Source organism: Methylobacterium sp. WL1, assembly GCF_008000895.1.
GTDB lineage: Bacteria > Pseudomonadota > Alphaproteobacteria > Rhizobiales > Beijerinckiaceae > Methylobacterium.
Genome location: NZ_CP042823.1, coordinates 5,427,260 through 5,445,161, shown reverse-complemented (window position 1 = coordinate 5,445,161; position 17,902 = coordinate 5,427,260). Strand labels below are relative to the sequence as shown.

The window sequence follows — 17,902 nt, the reverse complement described above, 5'->3', positions numbered from 1 at the left end:
TGGAGCAGCCGAGCTTAAGTGGGGACAACCACTGGTCACCCGGGTTCCGCGAACATGATGAAGAAGCTCCTCCTCGCCAGCGCTGCCACGGCCCTGGTCTCGACGGCCGCCGTCGCCGCCGACCTGCCGCGCCGCGCCGCGCCGCCGCCGGTCTTCACCCCGGTGCCGGTCTTCACCTGGACGGGCTTCTACGCGGGTCTCGAGTCCGCCTACACCTTCACCGACAACCAGCGCATCACCACCGTCGGCGTCCTGCCGGGCAACGCCAACAACGTGGCGCTCGGCCGCCGGCCGCTCCTGACCTCGACCTCGCAGGACGGCTTCGCCAACATCGGTGGCACCGCCGGCTACAACTATCAGTTCACGCCGGGCTCCGGCATCGTCGTCGGTGTCGCCAACAGCATCGACTGGACCGACATCACCAAGAACCGTGTCGTCCTCGGCACCGGCAACGTCGCGGGTGGCCCGCCGAACATCAGCCAGTTCCGCCAGAGCCTCGACTGGCTCGGCACCCTCACGGGCCGCGTCGGCTACGCGTTCGACCGGGTCATGGTCTACGGCATGGGCGGTCTCGCCTACGGCAACGTGTTCCACGACGCGAACTTCTACACCCCAGGCGGCGCCCTGCAGTTCGCCGGCCGCTACGACGACTTCAAGACCGGCTTCGCCTACGGCGGCGGCATCGAGTTCGCCATCCCGACCGACAGCTTCCTGAACACCTTCGCGGTCGGCAAGTACTTCGGCATCAAGTACGACGCCGTGACCATCAAGGCTGAGTACCTGCACTACGATCTCGGCAGCCAGAGCGTGCTCGTCGGCGCCATCCCGGGCGTCGGCACCGGCTCGTACATCTCGCGCTTCCGGACCGAGGGCAGCATCGTCCGCGCCGGCTTCAACTACAAGTTCGGCGGCTTCTAGGACTTCGCCACAGACATCGGCCCTGGAGCGATCCTCCCGGGCCATCCTTCGAGGGCGCGTGCCGGGACCGGTGCGCGCCCTTTTTCGTTGTGTTGTGGTCGGTTGCTTGCTGAGTACGCGAGAGCCGTGCCCGACCGCGTTGGTTCGGGCACGGCTCTCGGCTCTTGGTTTGACGCGCTCTCCGACGAACCGAAGCCACTTCGTCGAAGAGCGCTCTAGCGGGCGCGCAGATGCGCGATCAGCCGGGCCGCCGCCTCTTGCGGCGCGCCCGTGTTGAGGATGGTGAGGTCGGCCGAGACCCGGACCTCGCGGGCCAGGCGCGCGGCGACGTCCCCGTCCTCCGGCCGGCCCCGGGCCGCGATCCGGCGTGCCAGGACCTCGGCAGGCGCCGTGACCTCGACCACGCTGACCGGCAGGCCGCTGCCCCGGGCCTCCTCGACGATCCGGCGGGAGACGTTGCAGACCACAACGCGATCGCCGCGCGCGCATTCGGCGGCCTGCGCCGGGATCGCGTAGCCCAGGCCGTGCGCCCGCCAGTGCAGCGTGAACACGCCAGCCGCACAGCCCCGTGCGAAGGCGGCCTCGTCGATCTCGTCGTTGTCCTCGTCGCCCGACGGCGGCCGGGTCACCAAGCGGCGCGGGAAGACGTAGCGCGGGTCGCCCGCCAACTCCGCCCGGGCGAGCCGGATCAGCGTATCCTTGCCGGCCCCGCTCGGGCCGACCACCAGGACCAGGCAGCCCGCCATCAGGCGACCCGCCGGCCGGTGCGCCAGACCTCGCGGACCACTGGAACCCCTTCCGCGCGCTGGACCCGCACGAGGTCGGCCCGCAGGCCGGGCGTCAGGGCGCCGCGGTCGGTCAAGCCGGTGGCGCGGGCTGGGTTGGCCGTGACGGTGGCCAGCGCCTGCGGCAGCGAGATCCCGGATGCCTGCTCGGGCAGCAGGAACGCGGCCATCAGCAGGCTCGCGGGCACGTAATCCGACGACAGGATGTCGAGGTGGCCGGCCTCGGCCAGCGCCAGGGCGGCGACGTTGCCGGAATGCGACCCGCCGCGGATCAGGTTCGGCGCGCCCATCATCACGGTGATCCCCCGCCCGTGCGCGGCCTCGGCCGCCTCCAGGGTGGTCGGGAACTCGGCGAGCGCCACCCCCTCCCCGGCCGCGAGTTCCACATCGGCCAGGGTCGTGTCGTCGTGGCTCGCCAGGGGTATGCCCATGTCTTTCGCGAACTGGACCAGGGCTGGGCGGTTGCGGCCGTTGAGGGCCTTGCCCTCCCGGATCTTGCGCTCGGTGTTGAGCCGGATCTCCTCCAGGGTCCGGCCGCCCCGCGTGGCGTAGGTGTAGTACTTCTCCATGTCGCGGAACTGGCGCTGGCCCGGGGTGTGGTCCATCAGCGAGATCAGGCCGATCGTGTACTGCGCCTTGAACTCGGCCACCGTGTCGAGGACGTCCGCCGAGGGCAGCTCGCAGCGCAGATGCGTGAAGTGCTCGGCCCGGAACAGGTTGCCGGCCCGCGCGGTCTCGATCGCGGCGGCCAGCTGTTTCAGCTCGGAGCCGAGGCCGCTGCCGTCGGGGTCGCTGCCGGCGCGCAGGGAATCGAACACCGTGGTGATGCCCGAGGCGGTGATCTGCGCGTCGTAGGCCAGCACCGCACCGAGCGGATGCCAGCGGACCTTGGGCCGGGGCGCGAAGTGGCTCTCGAGGTGGTCTGTGTGCAGCTCGATCAGCCCGGGGATCAGGTGGTCGCCGCCGAGGTCGAGGCCGCGCTCGGGCGCGCGCCCGGTGCCGATCTCCGCGATCAGGCCGTCGGCCACGGCGAGCCAGCCGTGCTCGACGCGGTCCGGCAGGACCAGGCGCGCGTTCTCGAGAATCAGGTCGCTCATCGGGTCTCCTCAGGCCGCCCGGGCTTGCGCGAAGCGGGTCACGTCGACGATTCGCGTCGCCACGGCATCACGCATCTCGCCGTCGTGGAAGATGCCGAGCACGCCGGCCCCCGCGGCCAGCTTCTCGCGGACCAGCTCGGCGACCACGGCGCGGTTGCTGGCGTCGAGGGACGCGGTGGGCTCGTCGAGCAGCAGCAGCGGCCGGTCGGCGATCAGCCCCCGGGCGATGTTGACGCGCTGCTGCTCGCCCCCCGAGAAGGTTGCGGGCGGCAGGCCCCACAGCCGGTCGGGCAGGTTCAGCCGGGCGAGCAGGGTCTTGGCCCGCGCGCGGGCTTCGTCCTCGGACAATCCGCCCTCGCGGCCGGCGGCCTCGACCACGTCGAGGGCCGAGACCCGCGGGATCACCCGCAAGAACTGCGACACGTACGCGATGACCCGGGCACGCAGCGACAGGATGGTGCGCGGGTCGGCCCGGACCACGTCGATCGCGGCGCCGCCGTCGCGGACCAGGATCGTGCCGGCATCGCAGCGGTAATTGCCGTAGGCCATCTTCAGGAGCGAGGACTTGCCGGCGCCCGAGGGTCCGCCGAGCACCACGCACTCGCCCGGCGCCACCGCGAGGCTCACGCCGCCCACCACCGGGAGCACCACGCCGCCGCGCAGGTGCAGGGTGAAGCTCTTGGCGACGTCCTGGAAGGTCAGAAGCGCGGTCATGCGGCGAGCACCGAGGAGACGAGGAGCTGGGTGTAGGCGTGCTCGGGGTCGTCGAGCACGCGGTCGGTCAACCCGGTCTCGATCACCCGGCCGGCCCGCATCACGGCGATCCGGTGGGAGAGCAGGCGCGCCACCGCGAGATCGTGGGTGACGATGATCACCGCCAGACCGAGCTCGGCCGAGAGCCGCCGGATCAGGTCGAGGAGCCGGGCCTGGACCGAGACGTCGAGCCCCGAGGTCGGCTCGTCCATCAGCACCAGCCGGGGGCCGGTGACGAGGTTGCGGGCGATCTGCAGGCGCTGGCGCATGCCCCCGGAGAACTGGCTCGGCGGGTCGTCCACGCGGGCCGCCTCGATCTCGACGCGGCCGAGCCAGTCGAGCGCCTGGCCGCGGATCCGGCCGTAATGGCGCTCGCCCATGCCCATCAGCCGCTCGCCGACATTGCCGCCGGCCGAGACCGCCATGCGCAGGCCCTGGCGGGCGTCCTGCCGGACGAAGCCCCAGTCGGTGCGCATCAGCCGGCGCAGTTCGGCGGGGCCGAGGTCGGCGAGGGTACGGCTCTGCCCGTCGCGCATCCGGTAGCGGGCGCAGCCGGAATCCGGCGCCAGCTCGCCCGCCAGCAGGGACAGGAGCGTCGACTTTCCGGAGCCGGATTCGCCCACGATGGCGAGCACCTCGCCCTCGGTGACGTCGAGATCGACCCCCGCGCAGGCGAGCCGCGCCCCGTAGGCCTTGGTCAGGCCGTGGGCGGAAAGCAGCGGCGTGCTCATCGGGCGGCCTCCGCGACGCGGGTCTCGCAGATGTCGGTGTCCGAGCAGACGTACATCCGCCCCCCCGTGTCGTCGGTGACCACCTCGTCGAGGTAGTGGCCGCGGGCGCCGCACAGCGCGCAGGGCTCGGTGAATTCCTGGATCCGGAACGGATGGTCCTCGAAGTCGAGGCTGCGCACCGCGGTGTAGGGCGGCACCGCGTAGATGCGCCGCTCGCGCCCCGCCCCGAACAGCTGGAGCGCCGGGCAATCGTCCATCTTGGGGTTGTCGAATTTCGGCGTCGGCGAGGGGTCCATCACGTAGCGGCCGGCCACCTCCACCGGGTAGGCGTAGGTGGTGGCGATGTGGCCGTGGCGGCTGATGTCCTCGTAGAGCTTGACGTGCATGGCCCCGTACTCGGCGAGGGCGTGGAGCTGGCGCGTCTCGGTCTCGCGCGGTTCGAGGAAGCGCAGGGGCTCGGGGATCGGCACTTGGTAGACCAGCGTCTGCCCCTCGGAGAGCGGCGTCTCCGGAATGCGGTGGCGGGTCTGGATGATCGTCGCCTCGGTGGTGCGCGTGGTGGTGGCGACTCCCGAGGTCCGTGCGAAGAAACGCCGGATCGAGACGGCGTTGGTGGTGTCGTCGGCGCCCTGGTCGATCACCTTGAGCACGTCGGCCCGCCCCAGGATCGCGGCCGTGACCTGTACGCCGCCGGTGCCCCAGCCATAGGGCATCGGCATCTCGCGCGAGGCGAACGGCACCTGGTAGCCCGGCACCGCGATGGCCTTGAGGATGGCCCGGCGGATCATCCGCTTCGTGCCCTCGTCCAGGTAGGCGAAGTTGTAGCCGGCGTCCGATCGGCTCGGTTCGGGCATCGCTGTCGCGCTCATTCGGCCGCCTCCTGCATGCTGTCTGAGTCTCGGAAGAACTCGGCGCGCAGGCGCCGGACCAGCTCCAGCTCCGCCTGGAAATCGACGTAGTGGGGCAGCTTCAGGTGCTCGACGAAGCCGGTCGCCTGCAGGCTGTCGCAATGGGCGAGGACGAATTCCTGGTCCTGGGCGGGGCTCGCCACCGGCTCGCCGAGTTCCTCCGCCCGCAGCGCCCGGTCGACCAGGGACATCGCCATCGCCTTGCGCTCGCTCTGGCCGAAGCTGAGCCCGTAGCCGCGGGTGAACTGGGGAGGCGTCGTCCCCGAGCCCTTGAACTGGGTGACCATCTGGCACTCGGTGAGCCGGATCCGGCCGAGCGGCACCGGGAAGCCGAGTTCCTCCGGCACGAACGCCACCGCCACGTCGCCGACCCGGATCTCGCCCACGAACGGGTGGGTGCGGCCGTAGCCCCGCTGGGTCGAGTAGCCGAGGCCGAGCACGAAGCCCTCGTCCCCCCGGGCCAGGGCCTGGAGGCGCAGGGCCCGGTCGGCGGGGTAGTCCACCGGCTCCCGGGTGAGGTCGCCCACGGGGGCGCCGTCGTCCGGGGGCGAGGGCTCGATCAGGCCGTCCTGGGCCAGGACGTCGGTGACCCTGGGGCAGGTGCCGGCATCCCCGCGCGGCTCGGCCTCGGCGGCGGGCTCGACCGCGCCCTCGGCGGCCAGCGTGAAGTCGATCAGCCGGTGCGTGTAGTCGAAGGTCGGCCCCAGAACCTGGCCGCCGGGCAGGTCCTTGAAGGTCGCCGAGACGCGGCGGGCCACCGCCATGGCGCCGGTATCGATGGGTTTGGAAGCGCCGTAGCGCGGCAGAGTCGTCCGGTACGCCCGGACCAGGAACACCGCCTCGACCACGTCGCCGCGGGCCTGCTTGAGGGCCAGCGCGGCGAGGTCGGGATCGTAGAGCGAGCCCTCGGCCATAACCCGGTCGACCAGGAGCGCCATCTGCTCCCGGATCTGCGCCACGGAGAGTTCCGGCACGGCCGGGTCGCCGCGGCGGGCCTCGGCCAGGAGCCGGTGGGCGTTATCGATGGCGGCTTCGCCGCCCTTCACGGCCACGTACATCGGTCAGCTCTCCGTGACGGCGGTGGAGCGCGGCAGACCGGCGACGAGGCCGGGCGCGGTGAGGATCAGGTCGATCCCGAGGGGGAAGCCCGCGCGGTTCGCCGCGAGCTGCGCCACGAATCCGTCCGGCATGGGCGCCAGGGCGATGCGGGTCGCACCCCTGATTCCGGGCCCGGTCAGGCGAAGCCCCTCCCCGGCCGCGATCCGGTCGAGGGCGAGGACCAGTGTGGTCGCGGTGTCGGGATAGGCCGGCGTGCCTTGCGCGAACCGGTCGAGCGGCGGGCAGCGGGCCGGATCGCACATCAGCGCGAAGGCCGCCCGGGCCGGGTCGTCCGTGAGCGGCGCGCCGGTGTGGAAGCGCAGGTAGGCGGCGACCTCGGGTGCGGCGGCGAGGCCTGGATCGAGCCAGACCGGCGTGTCGGCGTCGGTCAGCGCCAGCGCGACCGCGGCGAGTTCCGGGGTCAGCGGCGCGGGCGGCGCGAGCCGGATGTCGAGCCGCCGGGGCAGGCCGGGGCGGGCGAGCGCGTCCATCACCGCGCGGAACGTGCCCTGCGCGTCGTGGACCGGATCGGCGAAGCCGGGTGCGAGCATGCTCAATCCTCCCCGCGGACCAGCGTCAGGAAATCGACCCGGGTGGCGGCGCTGCGTCGGGCCGCCTGTCGGCCCGCGGCCTCGGCCCGTTGCGCGGCGGGCCGCAGGGCGGCCTCGACCCCGGCGCGTCGGGCCGGATCCTGCCAGAGCGCGTCCAGCGTGGCCGCGAGGCGCGCCTTCGTCCGGTCGCGGCCGAGATGATAGGCGAAGCCCGTGGCGCCATCCGGGAGCCGGATCGCCGCCCGGGTCACGCTCACCTCACCGAGGTTGAACGGCCGCCCGTCGCCGCCGATCCGGCCCGTCGCCATGACGAGGCCGGTCTCCGGGGGGCGCAGGTCCTCGGGGGCCGGGGCTTCGAGCGCCCGCAAGGCGGCGTCGAGGTCGTCCCGGCTGGCCTCGGCGCAGAGCGCCATGACGGCCTGCCGGGCCGCGATATCGTCTGGTCCCGAGTGGTGCGGGCTCGTCGCCATCGCGAATCCCTCTGTCGAGCTGTTGTCTAGTCGTGTAGACAACTAGCGCGCCGGGCGCGAATGAAGTTTGGATGACAGCATGGATGCACAGGAGCGGGCGCCCGGCCTCGTCCGGGGAGAGGGGCTGACGGCGTGGCGGCAGATCGCCGACGCGCTGAGCGCCGACATCGCGGCCGGGCGTTACGCGCCGGGCCAGCAGATGCCGACCGAGGCGGCGCTGGCCGCGCGCTTCGCCGTCAACCGCCACACGGTGCGGCGGGCGCTGGCCGCCCTGGCGGAGGGCGGCCTCGTGCGCGCCAGCCAGGGGCGCGGCACCTTCGTGGAGGAGGCGCCGCTGGCCTATCCGATCGGCCCACGCACCCGCTTCTCGGAGATCGTCACCGGGGCGGGGCGCGAGGCCTGGGGCGACCTGCTCGCCGCCGCCACCGTTCCGGCCGGGTCCAGGCAGGCGGCGGCCCTGGCGATCGAGCCCGGCGCGCCGATCCTGGAACTGCTGACGACCCACCGGGCGGACGCCGCCCCGATCTCGACCGCGCAGACCTGGCTGCCCCTGCCGCGATTCACGGACTTCGCCGCGGCTTACGCGGAGCGCGGCTCGATCACCCGGGCCTTCGCGGCCTGCGGCGTCCACGACTACACCCGGCTCTCGACGCGGATCCGCGCCCGGCCGGCCGATGCCCAGGAGGCAGAGCGCCTCGATATCGCCCCCGGGCGGGTCGTCATGGTGGTGTCGAGCGTCAACATCGACTCCGCTGGCGTGCCGATCCAGGCGAACCGCACCCTGTTCGCCGCCGACCGGGTCGAGTTGGTGATCGGCGGCTAAAGCGCGCGCCGCCGAGTTGGAGCCGGTCAGCGCGCCGCCGGCCCGATGATCGCCCGGCGCAGGCGGGTCGAGACCCAGTCGATCGCCGCCACGGTGGCGAGGATCATCAGAACCAGGAAGGCGACCTGCTTCAGCTCCAGCATGCGGATCAGCTCGGTGAGGTACTGGCCGATGCCACCCGCCCCGACGATGCCGATGATCGTCGCCGAGCGGGTGTTCGATTCGAAGAAGTACAGCACCTGGCTCGCCAGCACGGGCAGCACCCCCGGGATCAGCCCGAAGCGGATGCGGTGCAGGGCCGAGCCCCCCGAGGCGACGACCCCCTCACCGGGTTTCCGGTCACAGGTTTCGATCGCCTCGGAGAACAGCTTGCCGAACGCCCCGAAATCCGAGCACGCGATGGCGAGCATGCCCGCGAAGGGGCCGAGGCCGACGACGTTGATCCAGATCAGCGCCCAGATCAGCACGTCCACGGAGCGCATCACGTCGAGGCCCCGGCGCACGGCGAAATGCGCGAACGGATTAGGCACGACGTTGCGGGCAGCCAGCAGCGCCACCGGGAAGGCCAGGATCGCCGCCGTCAGGGTGCCCAGGAAGGCGATGCCCAGGGTCTCGCCCAGCGCGTGGACGAAGGTGCCGAGATGCCCCTCCGGCGAGGGCGGCAGCATCAGCACCGCGAAGGTGCCGAGCCGGCCGAGCCCGTAGAGGATCCGGGCCGGCGACATCTCGAACTGCCAGGCGCCGAAGCCGGCCAGTCCGGCCAGGCCCGCGAGAACCGCCAGCCGGCGCAGCCGCGCGGCCCGATCGGTCCGGAACTGCGCGGGATAGCGGGCCCGCAGGCGCGCGAGATCGGCCCGGGCGGCCGCCCGCAGGGTTTCGGTTCCGCCGCCGCTCATCGGGCCTCCTCCAGGCCGGTCAGCCGGTGCCGGACCTGCTCGGTGGCGAGGTCGATGCCGACGACGGTCAGGATGATCAGCCCCAGGATCGCGCTGACATCCGCGTAGTAGAAGTTGCGGATCGCGGCCAGGAACTCCTGCCCGATGCCGCCGGCGCCGACGAAGCCCAGCACCGCGGCCCCGCGCACGTTGATCTCGAAGCGCAGCAGCCCATAGGAGACGAAGTTCGACAGCACCTGCGGCAGCACCGCGAAGCGCACGGTCTCGAGCCAGCTGGCGCCCGAGGCGGACAGGCCCTCCACCGGGCGCATGTCGATATTCTCGACCACCTCGGAGAACAGCTTGCCGAGCGCCCCCGTGGTGTGGATCGCCAGGGCCAGCACGCCGACCATCGGGCCGAGGCCGAAGGCGATCACGAACAGCAGCGCGAACACCACGTCGGGAATCGTGCGGCACACCTCCAAGACGCGCTTGGCGAGGAAGCGCACCGGGGCCGACCGGACCAGGTTGGCGGCCGCGACGAAGCTGAGGGCGAAGCCCGCAACCGCCCCGAGCAGGGTTCCGAGATACGCCATCAGCAGCGTCTCGCCGAGCAGGGCGAGCCAGCCCGGCAGGCCCCAGTACCAGGCGCGCATGTCCGCCACTGGGTGATCGAGGCCGATCGGCGGCCAGATCTGCTCGATATAGGCGGTGAACTTGCCGATGTTCGCGACGAGGACCAGCGGCCGGACCTCGGCGACGAGCCCGGCCAGGAGCGCCAGCACCGCCAGGACGGCGAAGCTCGCGAGGGTGCGGCGGCGGGCGGAGCCGCTCGCCGCCGCGTACAGGCCGGAGAGGGCGGCGACCCGCTCCGGCGGCAGGGGTGTCAGGCCGCGCAAGGCCGGCGCCTCCTCAGCAACGCGATCAGGACTTCTTGCGCTGCTTGTCGTTGAACTTCAGCATGTCGATGACCGGCTGGTAATCCTTGAGCGTCACCGGGGTGAGGCTGAGATCCTTGCCGTCGGACAGCCGGTCGAACGCCGCCTTGTCGGCCTTCGGCAGGTCGAGGAAGGCCTGGCGGATCTTGGCCTTCAGGTCGTCCGGCAGGCTCGCCAGCACGGCGTAGGGGCCCTCCGGCAGGAAGTCGGACTTGAACACCACCCGGAAGTCCGACTGCTTCATCGGCGTGCCGTCCGGGTTCTTCAGGACGCCCTTGGCGACCATGCGGGTCACCATCGTGTCGGTCTCGGAGTTCCACAGGTTGGCGGCGGCCTCGACGGTGCCCTGGGTCAGCGCCAGGACCGCGTTCTCGTGGCTGCCGGCGAAGACAGCCTTGCCGAAATACCGGTCCACGTCGTAGCCGGCCCGCTTCAGGAAGAAGCGCGGCGCCTGGTTGCCGGAGGTGGAGTTCGGGTCGACCAGGGCGAGGTTCTTGCCCTTCAAATCCGCCACCGTCTTGTACGGGCTGGAAGCCAGCACGTAGAGCACCGAGTAATAGCCCGAGGCGCCGGTCTCGTGCTGCGGGTTCACGAGCGGCTCGATCTTCACGCCGGTCATCACGGCCCGGCCGAACGAAGCGGCGCCGTAGAACGCGATCTGGATGTTGCCGGCCCGCTGGCCCTCGATCACCGCGGCGTAGTCGCTGGCGACCCGCAGCTTGACCGGGACGCCGATCGTCTTGGTCAGGTAGTCGGCCAGGGGCGCGTAGCGGTCGTTGGTGCCGCTGGCATTCTCCATCGGGATGACCGCGAGGGTCAGCTCGGGATACTTGGCCTTCCACTCCTGGGCGGCGGCCGGAAGGCTGAAGAGGGCGATCGACGCCGCGGCGGCGGCGGCAAGGGTGCGTCGGGTGATCATCGGGTGGTCCTCGGGTCTGTTCAAGCGCTGGATTGGCCGGCCGCGCGGTCGGCGCGTCCGGTCGGGCGTTTCCATCCGTCGTTGTTGGGGGCCTCGAGCCCGGTGCGCCGGCGACCGGCGCCCCGGCTCAGGCGCCGATGGCGGCCTCGCGGATGGGCTGGGCCGGGACGAGGCCGGGCAGCCCCGGCAGGGCCGCCCGCTGCTCGGCCTCGCGCTCCGGGGAATCGTCCAGCACCTCGCCCGCCTCCAGGCCGTAGAGCCGGCGCGCCACGTCCTCGGTGAGGTCGAACGGGCCGCCCTCGAACACCACTCGGCCTGCGGCGAGCCCGACGAGGCGGTCGCAATAGGCCCGGGCGAGATCGAGGGAATGCAGGTTGCACAGGACCGTGATGCCGTAGCGCCGGTTCACGGCCGCCAGGGCATCCATCACCAGCCGGGTGTTGCGCGGGTCCAGGGACGCCACGGGCTCGTCGGCGAGCAGGATCTCGGGCTCCTGCACCAGCGCCCGGGCGATGGCGACGCGCTGCTGCTGGCCGCCCGACAGGCCGTCGGCCCGCTGGCCGGCGAACTCGCCCATGTCGAAGCTCTCCAGGGCGGCGAGGGCCATGGCCCGATCCTCGTCCGACCACAGCCGGAGCAGGGAGCGGTGGGTCGGCACATGGCTCAGCCGGCCCATCAGCACGTTGGTCATCACGTCGAGGCGGCCGACCAGATTGAACTGCTGGAAGATCATGGCGCAGCGGGTGCGCCATTCGCGGAGCGGCCGACCGCTCAGGCCGGTGATGTCGCGGCCGTCATAGAGGATGCGCCCGGAACTCGGATCGGCGAGACGGTTGATCAACCGCAGGAGCGTTGATTTGCCGGCTCCCGATCGGCCGATCACACCGACGAAGCTGCCGCGCTCGATCCGCAGCGAGACTTCGTCCACGGCTCGACGGCCGCCGTACTGACGCGTGAGATCCTCTACGACGAGCATAAACATCCATCCGCTGCGGGGTGGAGGCAGCTAAACGCCTCTTCCACGACGGTTGAATGACGAATACAAAATGATTTCTTTAGTCGGCGCACCAAATCCGGAGTTGCGCGCCCCGGCGTCTCCCTACGTGCCCGACCGACTGGTGTACCGCTCCAGGAAGTCTTCGATCGGCAGCGCGCGGAAATCCGGAAGCGCCTTGCGCAGGCGGTCGTGGTCCCAATCCCACCAGGCGAGGCGCTCCAGCCGCTCGGCGACCGGCTCGGGGAAGCGGCGGCGCACCGGTCGAGCCGGGTTGCCGACGACGATCGTGTAGGCCGGGACGTCCCGCGTGACGATCGCGCCCGCCCCGACCACGGCGCCGGTGCCGATGCTGCGGCCGGGCAGCACCACCACCCCATGGCCGATCCAGACGTCGTGGCCGATGGTCACCGGGCTTGCCCGGCGGCGCGCGAAGAACGCGTCCTCGTCCGCCTCCTCGGGCCAGTAGGCCTGAGCCCGATAGGTGAAATGCGCCTGGCTCGCGCGTTCCATCGGGTGGTTGCCCGGGTTGATCCGCACCGCGGCGGCGATCGAGCAGAACTTGCCGATGGTGGTGTAGATCACCTCCCCGTCCTGGGCGATGTAGGAATAATCGTCGAGGACGGTCTCGGTCAGGCGGGTGCGGGCGCCGATTTGCGTGTAGCGGCCGAGATGGCAGTCGACGATCCGGGCGCTGGGGTCGACGGCTGCCTGGAGGCCGAGATGCTGGTCAGCCATGCGCGTCTCCGAAAGGCAGGCGCGCCAGCAGCCGGAACGGCTCGACCCCGTCCTGCACGAGCACGCTCAGGGCGTCGATCACCACGGGCTCAGGTCGCGTGGCCGCGTAGGCGTCGGACAGGCGGCGCAGCCAGGCGGCGCGGTCGGGATCCGGTAGGGCGTCGGTCAGCGTCATGTGGAACCGGAAAGCCTCGAAGACATACGGATAGCCCCAGCGGGCGAGCAGGGTGCGGCCGCGCGGATCGAGGCGCTCCGGGCGGCGCTTGGTGCGCTCGCTCTCCGACAGCGGCGCCCGCCACGGGTCCAGGGCGGCGACGCATTCGGCGGCGAGCAACCCGAGCTCCGCCGGCGGAGCCGCGGGGACCAGCGCCAGGAACGGCCCGAGCGCCGCGACGGCCAGCGACCCGAGCGCCACCGGCGGGTGCCCGATTGCGAGGTCCCGCACCGCCGCGACGAGGTCCGCCTCCTCGGTGCCCGGGGCGAGGCGCATCGGCGCCTTCAGGGTCGCATGGAACCCGTAGACCCGGGCGCCCGCCGTGACGGCGGCGAGGTCGCCGAGGGCCTGCGGATGCGGCACCGGCGCGCCGGCGGCGTTGTCGTAGCCGAGCACGGCGTTGCCGAAGGCGGCCAGGCCCGAGCCGGGCGGGGGGAGCCAATAGAGAGCGTAGCGGCGCGTCATGTGATGACCTCCGGCCTCCGCGCGGTCACGCCGTCGGCGCGCAGGCGCGGTCGACGCTGGCGCGGCGCGGGCGCACATCCATGGCGTTGCCGCGCCAGACGATGGCGCTCTGCACCCAGGCGGCGAGCCACAGGGCCGGGATCAGCGCGTCGCGCACCAGGAACGCCGCCAGCATGCGCGGCCCGCGTTGCCAGCCCGCGCGGACCGCGAGCCGGTACTCGGCCCCATAGCACAGCCCGATGAGGCCGGCAGCGCCCGCGAGGCCGGCCGAGCTGCCGGCCCAGAGCGCCACCAGCAGCGCCGGCAACAGGACCCCGCTGCCGATCTCCGGGATGAAGAACAGCGCGAAGGTCACCCGGCGCAGGCGCGCCCAGCGCAGCTGCCGCGCCCAGACCTCGCGGAAGCCGCGCCGTCCCAGCGGCTGCTCGAACGGGCTCGAAACGAGGTGGACGCGCTTGCCGGCGGCGCGCACCAGCTTGGTGGCGGCTGCATCCTCGGCGATCTCGGAGGCCAGCGCCTGAAGGCCGCCCCGGGCCTCCAGGAACGGCTTGTGCCAGAGCATGCTCTTGCCCTGCGCGAAGCCCAGGCCGAACACCTCGGCCGCGTATTGCCAGCGGGCCTGCAGGGTGTTGAGGAAGGCGCATTCCACCTCGGCCATGAAGCTGCCCGGCCGGGCGCCCGCCGGGGTCGAGCAGACCAGGCCGGTGTCGGACCGCCAGGCCGCCTGCAGCCGCTGAAGATAATCCGGCGGCATCGCGACGTTGGAATCGGCGAGCACGATCCAGTCATGCGCGGCGGCGCGCCAGCCGCGGACGCAATTGTTCAGCTTGGGATTGTCGCTCACGCGCTCGTCACCGAGGATCAGCCGGGCCGGCACCTGCGGGTGGTCGGCGATCAGGCGCTGCACCCGCGGGACGATCGGATCGGCCGGGTCGGCCACGCAGAAGATCAACTCGTAGGCCGGATAGGCGAGGCGGAAGCTGCGGACCAGCATCTCGTCGCTGAACGCCTCGACCCCGTGGAGCGGCCGGACCAGGGAGACCGGGGCACCGGCCGGGAAGGTGGACGCGCCGTGGACCGTCCCGATGCGCCGGCCCGCGATCGCGATGCTGGCGATCTGGATCAGGGCCAACAGCGCACCGAGGGACAGGGCCGACACCGTGGGGTCAATCATGCGGATCCCTCGTTCACGCTCGTGATCGGCCCGGATCGTCGGCGAGTGCGCGTGGCATCAGGGATTTCGAGCCGCACCCGGTCGGGCGCGGCTCTAACGGCCGGACCGCGTCAGCCGTGTGACAGAGGCCCCTCAGAACCGAAGGGTCAGGTTGCCCTTCACGGCCTGGTCCTGGGCCCGGGCGCCGACTTGGCCGGTATAGGCCACGCCGAGCGTCGCGTTCGGCGCCACCGCCAGGTCGAGCCCGGCGCCGGCCACCAGCGCGTCCCGGTCGATCGGCACCCCCGCGCTCAGGAAGGCGGGGCCGGTGCCGAAGCTCAGCAGGGCCGCCGGCACGACGTCGCCGAACGCCCGCCGGTAGCCGAGCAGGCCGTGCGCCGTCACCGGAACACCGAAGCCGAGATCGAAGCCCGTCTGCCCCCGCACGCCGACGGTCGCCGCGCCGAGGTCGTAGCCGCGCCCGTAGCTGACCAGCGCCGCTGCGCCGCCGGTCTCGGCGAACCCGTCGCGCCGGATGCCGACATAGGCCACGCCCACGAACGGCTCGATGTAGGAGGCCGCCGCCCGTCCGTCCCGCGACGCCGGGGCCGACGGCGCGCTCAGCGTGAACCGGTAGCCGATCTCGCCGAAGCCCTGGACGGTGTGGCCGCCGCCATGCCCGGTCGGGCTGTCCGCCAGGCCGTACAGGACGCTGCGCCGGGTGCGGGTGTCGGTGTCGGCGTAGAGGGCGCCCAGCCGCACTTCGATCGGGCCGAACGCGGTGCCGCCGTAGACGCCGCCGAAGCCGCTCTTGAGCGTCGCGCTCTCGGATGGGCTGGCGGCGCCCAGCCGCGCGCCCCCCGCCCTGCCGGCCGACGCTGTCGAGGTTGGCCTCGGTGTAGCCGCCGACCAGGCCGAACCGGAGCCCGCTCGGCAGCCGGACCTCGGCGCCGAGTGCGAAGCCGGCGATCTGCCGGCCGAGGTCGAAGGCGTTGCCGCCCCCGCCGGCCGTGCCGAACGCGCCGAAGCCCTGGCCCCAGAGCCCGAACACCTGCGGGTCGAGGATCCGCGTCGGCACGCTCGCCACCACGGGCGTCCGGCCCGGCAGGTCGGCGCTGTAGGCCGCCGGCACGCGGCCGTCGTCGAGGCTCGGGGCCGACCCGCCCCAGCGCAGCCGGTCGAGCACCGCCTCGCGCACGAAGAACGCCGTCTCGTAGGCGGTCGACACCGTGCTGGCGTGGATGTCGCCAGCGAGCGCCCGGAAGCCGTCGGCGGCCTCCGCGGTGGTGAACGCCAGGGCGGCGTCGTAGGCCCGGCCGGACCCGGCCGCCTGGAGCGCGTTGGCGGACGCGACGCCGTTGCGCCCGGTGGCGCCGGCGGCCAGCGGGACGTCGTTGCGGGTCAGCGTCAGGGCGACGTCGTTGGGCAGGTAGCGCAGGCCGGGGCTGAGGAAGGCGAGGTTCGCCGTGACCAGGTCGAACCGTCCCGAGACGCCGCCGGCCGCGCTCAAGATCGCGTAGGTTGTGCGCGGGCCATAGGCGCCGGAGGCAGCCACGACCTGCACGGTGCCGCCGCCGAGCGTCACGGCGCCGCCGGCCGCGATCTTGTCGGCTTGTCCGGCGGCGTTGGCCTCGACCCGGTAGACCGAGCCCGGCGCGAAGGCGACCGCGCCGGCGACGTTGAGGGTGCCGATCGAGTTCCCCGGCGCCACGGTGCCGCCCGAGAGGGCGTTGAGGCCGCCGAGCGTGCCCGAGCCGCCGAGCAGGCCGCCGGCCCCGACCGAGACGGTGCCCGCGATGGTGCCGTTGGCGTAGAGCACGCCGCCTGTTCCGACGCCGACATCGATGCCGAGGCGGTCGCTCGTGTCCATCCACAGGGTGCCGGTGACGGCTCCGAAATAGCCGGCGGCGGAATAGAGGTCGATGCGGCTCCAGTAGCTGAGCGGGCTGCCGTAGAAGGCCGCGAGCGCGTTGGTCTGCGTGTTGACGACGATCTGGTTGATCGTGGCGGTCGAGAGCTGGCCGTAGAGGCCGCCCTGCGGGGCGAGCGTGCGGGCGGCGGCGGTCGATCCGCCGTAGAGCGGCGCCAGCAGGATCGCGGCGTCGGGTCCGCCGGCGGGGGCCGCCTCGCGCGGGGCCTGGGCGAAGGTCAGGGTCGGCAGGCCGTAGGTCAGGCGCTGCTGGTAGGCGGCCTGGTTGGCGGCCGACGGGAGATAGGGGTTTCCGGCGCTGTTGGCGGCGCCGCTCGCGCAGGCCGCGACGGTGTTGCCGCATTGGGCGGCGAGATAGGCCTGAAGCTGCCCCTGCGCCTGCACGAACTGGTTCGGCAGGTTGATCGCCACGCCGGTCACCGCGGCGTTGTTGACGTAGGCCGGGTTCGTGAACGCCTGGGCCAGGTCGTAGGCCGCCAGCGCCCGGCTGCCGATCACGTCGAGGGGGTAGTGAACGCCGAGCACGATCCGGCTCTCGCCGTACTCGGAGGCCCGCAGCAGCACGTTCTGGTATTGCTGCGGCACCAGCATCGCCAGCAGGTAGCCGCTGGTGAACGCGTAGGTGGTGTGCCCGCTGGGGAAGGAGGCGTTGGTCGCGAGGCCGGTCAGCGCCGTCGGATCGAACGGGTTGATGCGGCCGGGCGCGACCTGGACCGGGCGCGACGAGCCGTAGACGTCCTGGCCCGGCTGGGTGTTGGTGACCCCGTAGGCGCGGTCGTAGACGCTGTTGGTGGTGTTGGGCAGGCCGTCATACGTCGGCAGCCCGTAGCCCGCGGGCGCCACGGCCGGCACCGCCACGTAGTTGGCGGGTGTCACGCTCGGGTTGTTGGCCGCGCCGTTGGCGAAGTAGTTCTTCGCGACGCCGAGGTTGTTGCCCGTGAACGTGTTGGCGTTGACCAGCAGGTTGACCACGCCGCCGAGGGCGCCGTTCACGCCCTGGGCGGTCCCGCGCTGGTAGATCGGGCCGAGCTGCGCACCGAGGCCGCCGACCCGTTGCTGCGGGACGATGCCGTTGATCGGCGTCTGTCCGGGCAGGCCGCCGGCGATGTTGGCCGCGACGCCGTAGCTGCCGAGCCCCGAGGACGACAGGGCGTTGCTCGCCGCGCTGAGCAGGTTCTTGTCGCTGATCGCCACCTGCTGCCGGGCGAGGTCCGCGCCGGTGTTGAGGGCGATCGTCTGCGCCAGGTTCAGGCTCAGCGTCGCCTGCCCGGCCGCCGTTGCGTTGAGCGCCAGGTACGGCGCCAGCAGGTTGAGCACGTTGACGTCGGAGGCCGTGGTGTTGACGGTCTGCGCCTGCACCCCCGACCCGCACGCGGCGACCATCAAGGCCGCGATCGAGACCCCATAGCGAACGCTCATTCCTGGCCCCCAAGCCTGCGGCCCTTCGGCCTGCGGCGGGAGATTTAGCCACTTCCGCGAACGCGAATGCGTCATAATCCATTCACAAAGCCCTGAATCATCGCGTGTATCCTGTCAGCAACA

The 17,902-nt window shown here is 72.2% G+C and carries 18 protein-coding genes and 1 pseudogene; 2 read left to right on the top strand and 17 right to left on the bottom strand.

The window, feature by feature from the left end:
• Positions 1 to 54: 54 nt before the first annotated feature.
• Positions 55 to 918 carry a porin family protein gene (locus FVA80_RS26590; protein ID WP_147909785.1) on the top strand — a complete coding sequence of 288 codons (864 nt, stop codon included), beginning with the start codon at positions 55 to 57 and terminating at the stop codon, positions 916 to 918.
• 215 nt (positions 919 to 1,133) lie between these two features.
• On the opposite strand, the gene phnN is transcribed toward FVA80_RS26590, so the two are convergent.
• Genes phnN through phnG form a run of 8 tightly spaced genes read right to left on the bottom strand, consistent with a single transcriptional unit; the run spans position 1,134 to position 7,311 of the window.
• Complete coding sequence (phnN, locus tag FVA80_RS26585) at positions 1,134 to 1,664, bottom strand: phosphonate metabolism protein/1,5-bisphosphokinase (PRPP-forming) PhnN (protein WP_147909786.1); 531 nt, start codon at positions 1,662 to 1,664, stop codon at positions 1,134 to 1,136.
• A complete protein-coding gene (locus FVA80_RS26580; protein WP_147909787.1) occupies positions 1,664 to 2,800 on the bottom strand; it encodes an alpha-D-ribose 1-methylphosphonate 5-triphosphate diphosphatase in 1,137 nt (378 codons plus the stop codon). The genes phnN and FVA80_RS26580 overlap by 1 nt, the downstream gene beginning before the upstream one ends.
• A gap of 9 nt (positions 2,801 to 2,809) precedes the next feature.
• A complete protein-coding gene (phnL, locus tag FVA80_RS26575; protein ID WP_147909788.1) occupies positions 2,810 to 3,514 on the bottom strand; it encodes a phosphonate C-P lyase system protein PhnL in 705 nt (234 codons plus the stop codon).
• Positions 3,511 to 4,284 carry a phosphonate C-P lyase system protein PhnK gene (phnK, locus tag FVA80_RS26570; RefSeq protein ID WP_147909789.1) on the bottom strand — a complete coding sequence of 258 codons (774 nt, stop codon included), beginning with the start codon at positions 4,282 to 4,284 and terminating at the stop codon, positions 3,511 to 3,513. Before phnK ends, phnL begins: the two co-directional genes overlap by 4 nt.
• Positions 4,281 to 5,153, bottom strand: coding sequence for an alpha-D-ribose 1-methylphosphonate 5-phosphate C-P-lyase PhnJ (locus FVA80_RS26565; protein ID WP_187193519.1), 873 nt, complete (start codon positions 5,151 to 5,153; stop codon positions 4,281 to 4,283). Before FVA80_RS26565 ends, phnK begins: the two co-directional genes overlap by 4 nt.
• The gene (locus FVA80_RS26560; RefSeq protein WP_147909790.1) at positions 5,150 to 6,250 is read right to left on the bottom strand and encodes a carbon-phosphorus lyase complex subunit PhnI; all 1,101 of its coding nucleotides are present in this window, start codon (positions 6,248 to 6,250) and stop codon (positions 5,150 to 5,152) included. The genes FVA80_RS26565 and FVA80_RS26560 overlap by 4 nt, the downstream gene beginning before the upstream one ends.
• A 3-nt stretch (positions 6,251 to 6,253) precedes the next feature.
• Complete coding sequence (gene phnH, locus FVA80_RS26555; protein WP_147909791.1) at positions 6,254 to 6,841, bottom strand: phosphonate C-P lyase system protein PhnH; 588 nt, start codon at positions 6,839 to 6,841, stop codon at positions 6,254 to 6,256.
• 2 nt (positions 6,842 to 6,843) lie between these two features.
• Positions 6,844 to 7,311 (bottom strand): phosphonate C-P lyase system protein PhnG, encoded by a 468-nt coding sequence (phnG, locus tag FVA80_RS26550; protein WP_147909792.1) that lies wholly within the window; start codon positions 7,309 to 7,311, stop codon positions 6,844 to 6,846.
• A gap of 79 nt (positions 7,312 to 7,390) precedes the next feature.
• Between phnG and phnF the strand changes: the two genes are divergently transcribed.
• Positions 7,391 to 8,134: a phosphonate metabolism transcriptional regulator PhnF gene (gene phnF, locus FVA80_RS26545; protein ID WP_147909793.1), complete on the top strand. Its 744-nt coding sequence runs from the start codon at positions 7,391 to 7,393 to the stop codon at positions 8,132 to 8,134.
• A 26-nt stretch (positions 8,135 to 8,160) separates the two neighbouring features.
• On the opposite strand, the gene phnE (FVA80_RS26540) is transcribed toward phnF, so the two are convergent.
• The 9 genes and pseudogenes from phnE (FVA80_RS26540) to FVA80_RS31700 form a co-directional block, all read right to left on the bottom strand.
• A complete protein-coding gene (gene phnE / locus FVA80_RS26540) occupies positions 8,161 to 9,030 on the bottom strand; it encodes a phosphonate ABC transporter, permease protein PhnE (protein WP_147909794.1) in 870 nt (289 codons plus the stop codon).
• Entirely contained in the window at positions 9,027 to 9,908 is an 882-nt protein-coding gene (gene phnE, locus FVA80_RS26535) for a phosphonate ABC transporter, permease protein PhnE (RefSeq protein WP_147909795.1), read from the bottom strand. Before phnE (FVA80_RS26535) ends, phnE (FVA80_RS26540) begins: the two co-directional genes overlap by 4 nt.
• A gap of 25 nt (positions 9,909 to 9,933) precedes the next feature.
• Positions 9,934 to 10,866 carry a phosphonate ABC transporter substrate-binding protein gene (gene phnD, locus FVA80_RS26530; protein WP_147909796.1) on the bottom strand — a complete coding sequence of 311 codons (933 nt, stop codon included), beginning with the start codon at positions 10,864 to 10,866 and terminating at the stop codon, positions 9,934 to 9,936.
• A gap of 127 nt (positions 10,867 to 10,993) precedes the next feature.
• Entirely contained in the window at positions 10,994 to 11,842 is an 849-nt protein-coding gene (gene phnC, locus FVA80_RS26525; protein WP_147909797.1) for a phosphonate ABC transporter ATP-binding protein, read from the bottom strand.
• Between the two features lie 123 nt (positions 11,843 to 11,965).
• Positions 11,966 to 12,598, bottom strand: coding sequence for a chloramphenicol acetyltransferase (locus FVA80_RS26520; RefSeq protein WP_147909798.1), 633 nt, complete (start codon positions 12,596 to 12,598; stop codon positions 11,966 to 11,968).
• On the bottom strand, positions 12,591 to 13,277 hold the full coding sequence (locus tag FVA80_RS26515) for a DUF1045 domain-containing protein (RefSeq protein ID WP_147909799.1): 687 nt from the start codon (positions 13,275 to 13,277) through the stop codon (positions 12,591 to 12,593). Before FVA80_RS26515 ends, FVA80_RS26520 begins: the two co-directional genes overlap by 8 nt.
• A gap of 25 nt (positions 13,278 to 13,302) precedes the next feature.
• Entirely contained in the window at positions 13,303 to 14,451 is a 1,149-nt protein-coding gene (locus FVA80_RS26510; RefSeq protein WP_147909800.1) for a ceramide glucosyltransferase, read from the bottom strand.
• Between the two features lie 132 nt (positions 14,452 to 14,583).
• The gene (locus FVA80_RS31705) at positions 14,584 to 15,279 is read right to left on the bottom strand and encodes an autotransporter domain-containing protein (RefSeq protein ID WP_246692471.1); all 696 of its coding nucleotides are present in this window, start codon (positions 15,277 to 15,279) and stop codon (positions 14,584 to 14,586) included.
• Between the two features lie 1,612 nt (positions 15,280 to 16,891).
• Positions 16,892 to 17,743: pseudogene (locus tag FVA80_RS31700) on the bottom strand (autotransporter domain-containing protein); the annotation flags it as partial.
• Positions 17,744 to 17,902: the final 159 nt, after the last annotated feature.

What these genes read in the sequence shown, in the direction of transcription:
- FVA80_RS26590 (WP_147909785.1), top strand. Translation starts at nt 55, where the DNA reads ATGATGAAGAAGCTCCTCCTCGCCAGCGCTGCCACGGCCCTGGTCTCG.
- phnN (WP_147909786.1), bottom strand. Translation starts at nt 1,664, where the DNA reads ATGGCGGGCTGCCTGGTCCTGGTGGTCGGCCCGAGCGGGGCCGGCAAG.
- FVA80_RS26580 (WP_147909787.1), bottom strand. Translation starts at nt 2,800, where the DNA reads ATGAGCGACCTGATTCTCGAGAACGCGCGCCTGGTCCTGCCGGACCGC.
- phnL (WP_147909788.1), bottom strand. Translation starts at nt 3,514, where the DNA reads ATGACCGCGCTTCTGACCTTCCAGGACGTCGCCAAGAGCTTCACCCTG.
- phnK (WP_147909789.1), bottom strand. Translation starts at nt 4,284, where the DNA reads ATGAGCACGCCGCTGCTTTCCGCCCACGGCCTGACCAAGGCCTACGGG.
- FVA80_RS26565 (WP_187193519.1), bottom strand. Translation starts at nt 5,153, where the DNA reads ATGAGCGCGACAGCGATGCCCGAACCGAGCCGATCGGACGCCGGCTAC.
- FVA80_RS26560 (WP_147909790.1), bottom strand. Translation starts at nt 6,250, where the DNA reads ATGTACGTGGCCGTGAAGGGCGGCGAAGCCGCCATCGATAACGCCCAC.
- phnH (WP_147909791.1), bottom strand. Translation starts at nt 6,841, where the DNA reads ATGCTCGCACCCGGCTTCGCCGATCCGGTCCACGACGCGCAGGGCACG.
- phnG (WP_147909792.1), bottom strand. Translation starts at nt 7,311, where the DNA reads ATGGCGACGAGCCCGCACCACTCGGGACCAGACGATATCGCGGCCCGG.
- phnF (WP_147909793.1), top strand. Translation starts at nt 7,391, where the DNA reads ATGGATGCACAGGAGCGGGCGCCCGGCCTCGTCCGGGGAGAGGGGCTG.
- phnE (WP_147909794.1), bottom strand. Translation starts at nt 9,030, where the DNA reads ATGAGCGGCGGCGGAACCGAAACCCTGCGGGCGGCCGCCCGGGCCGAT.
- phnD (WP_147909796.1), bottom strand. Translation starts at nt 10,866, where the DNA reads ATGATCACCCGACGCACCCTTGCCGCCGCCGCCGCGGCGTCGATCGCC.
- phnC (WP_147909797.1), bottom strand. Translation starts at nt 11,842, where the DNA reads ATGCTCGTCGTAGAGGATCTCACGCGTCAGTACGGCGGCCGTCGAGCC.
- FVA80_RS26520 (WP_147909798.1), bottom strand. Translation starts at nt 12,598, where the DNA reads ATGGCTGACCAGCATCTCGGCCTCCAGGCAGCCGTCGACCCCAGCGCC.
- FVA80_RS26515 (WP_147909799.1), bottom strand. Translation starts at nt 13,277, where the DNA reads ATGACGCGCCGCTACGCTCTCTATTGGCTCCCCCCGCCCGGCTCGGGC.
- FVA80_RS26510 (WP_147909800.1), bottom strand. Translation starts at nt 14,451, where the DNA reads ATGATTGACCCCACGGTGTCGGCCCTGTCCCTCGGTGCGCTGTTGGCC.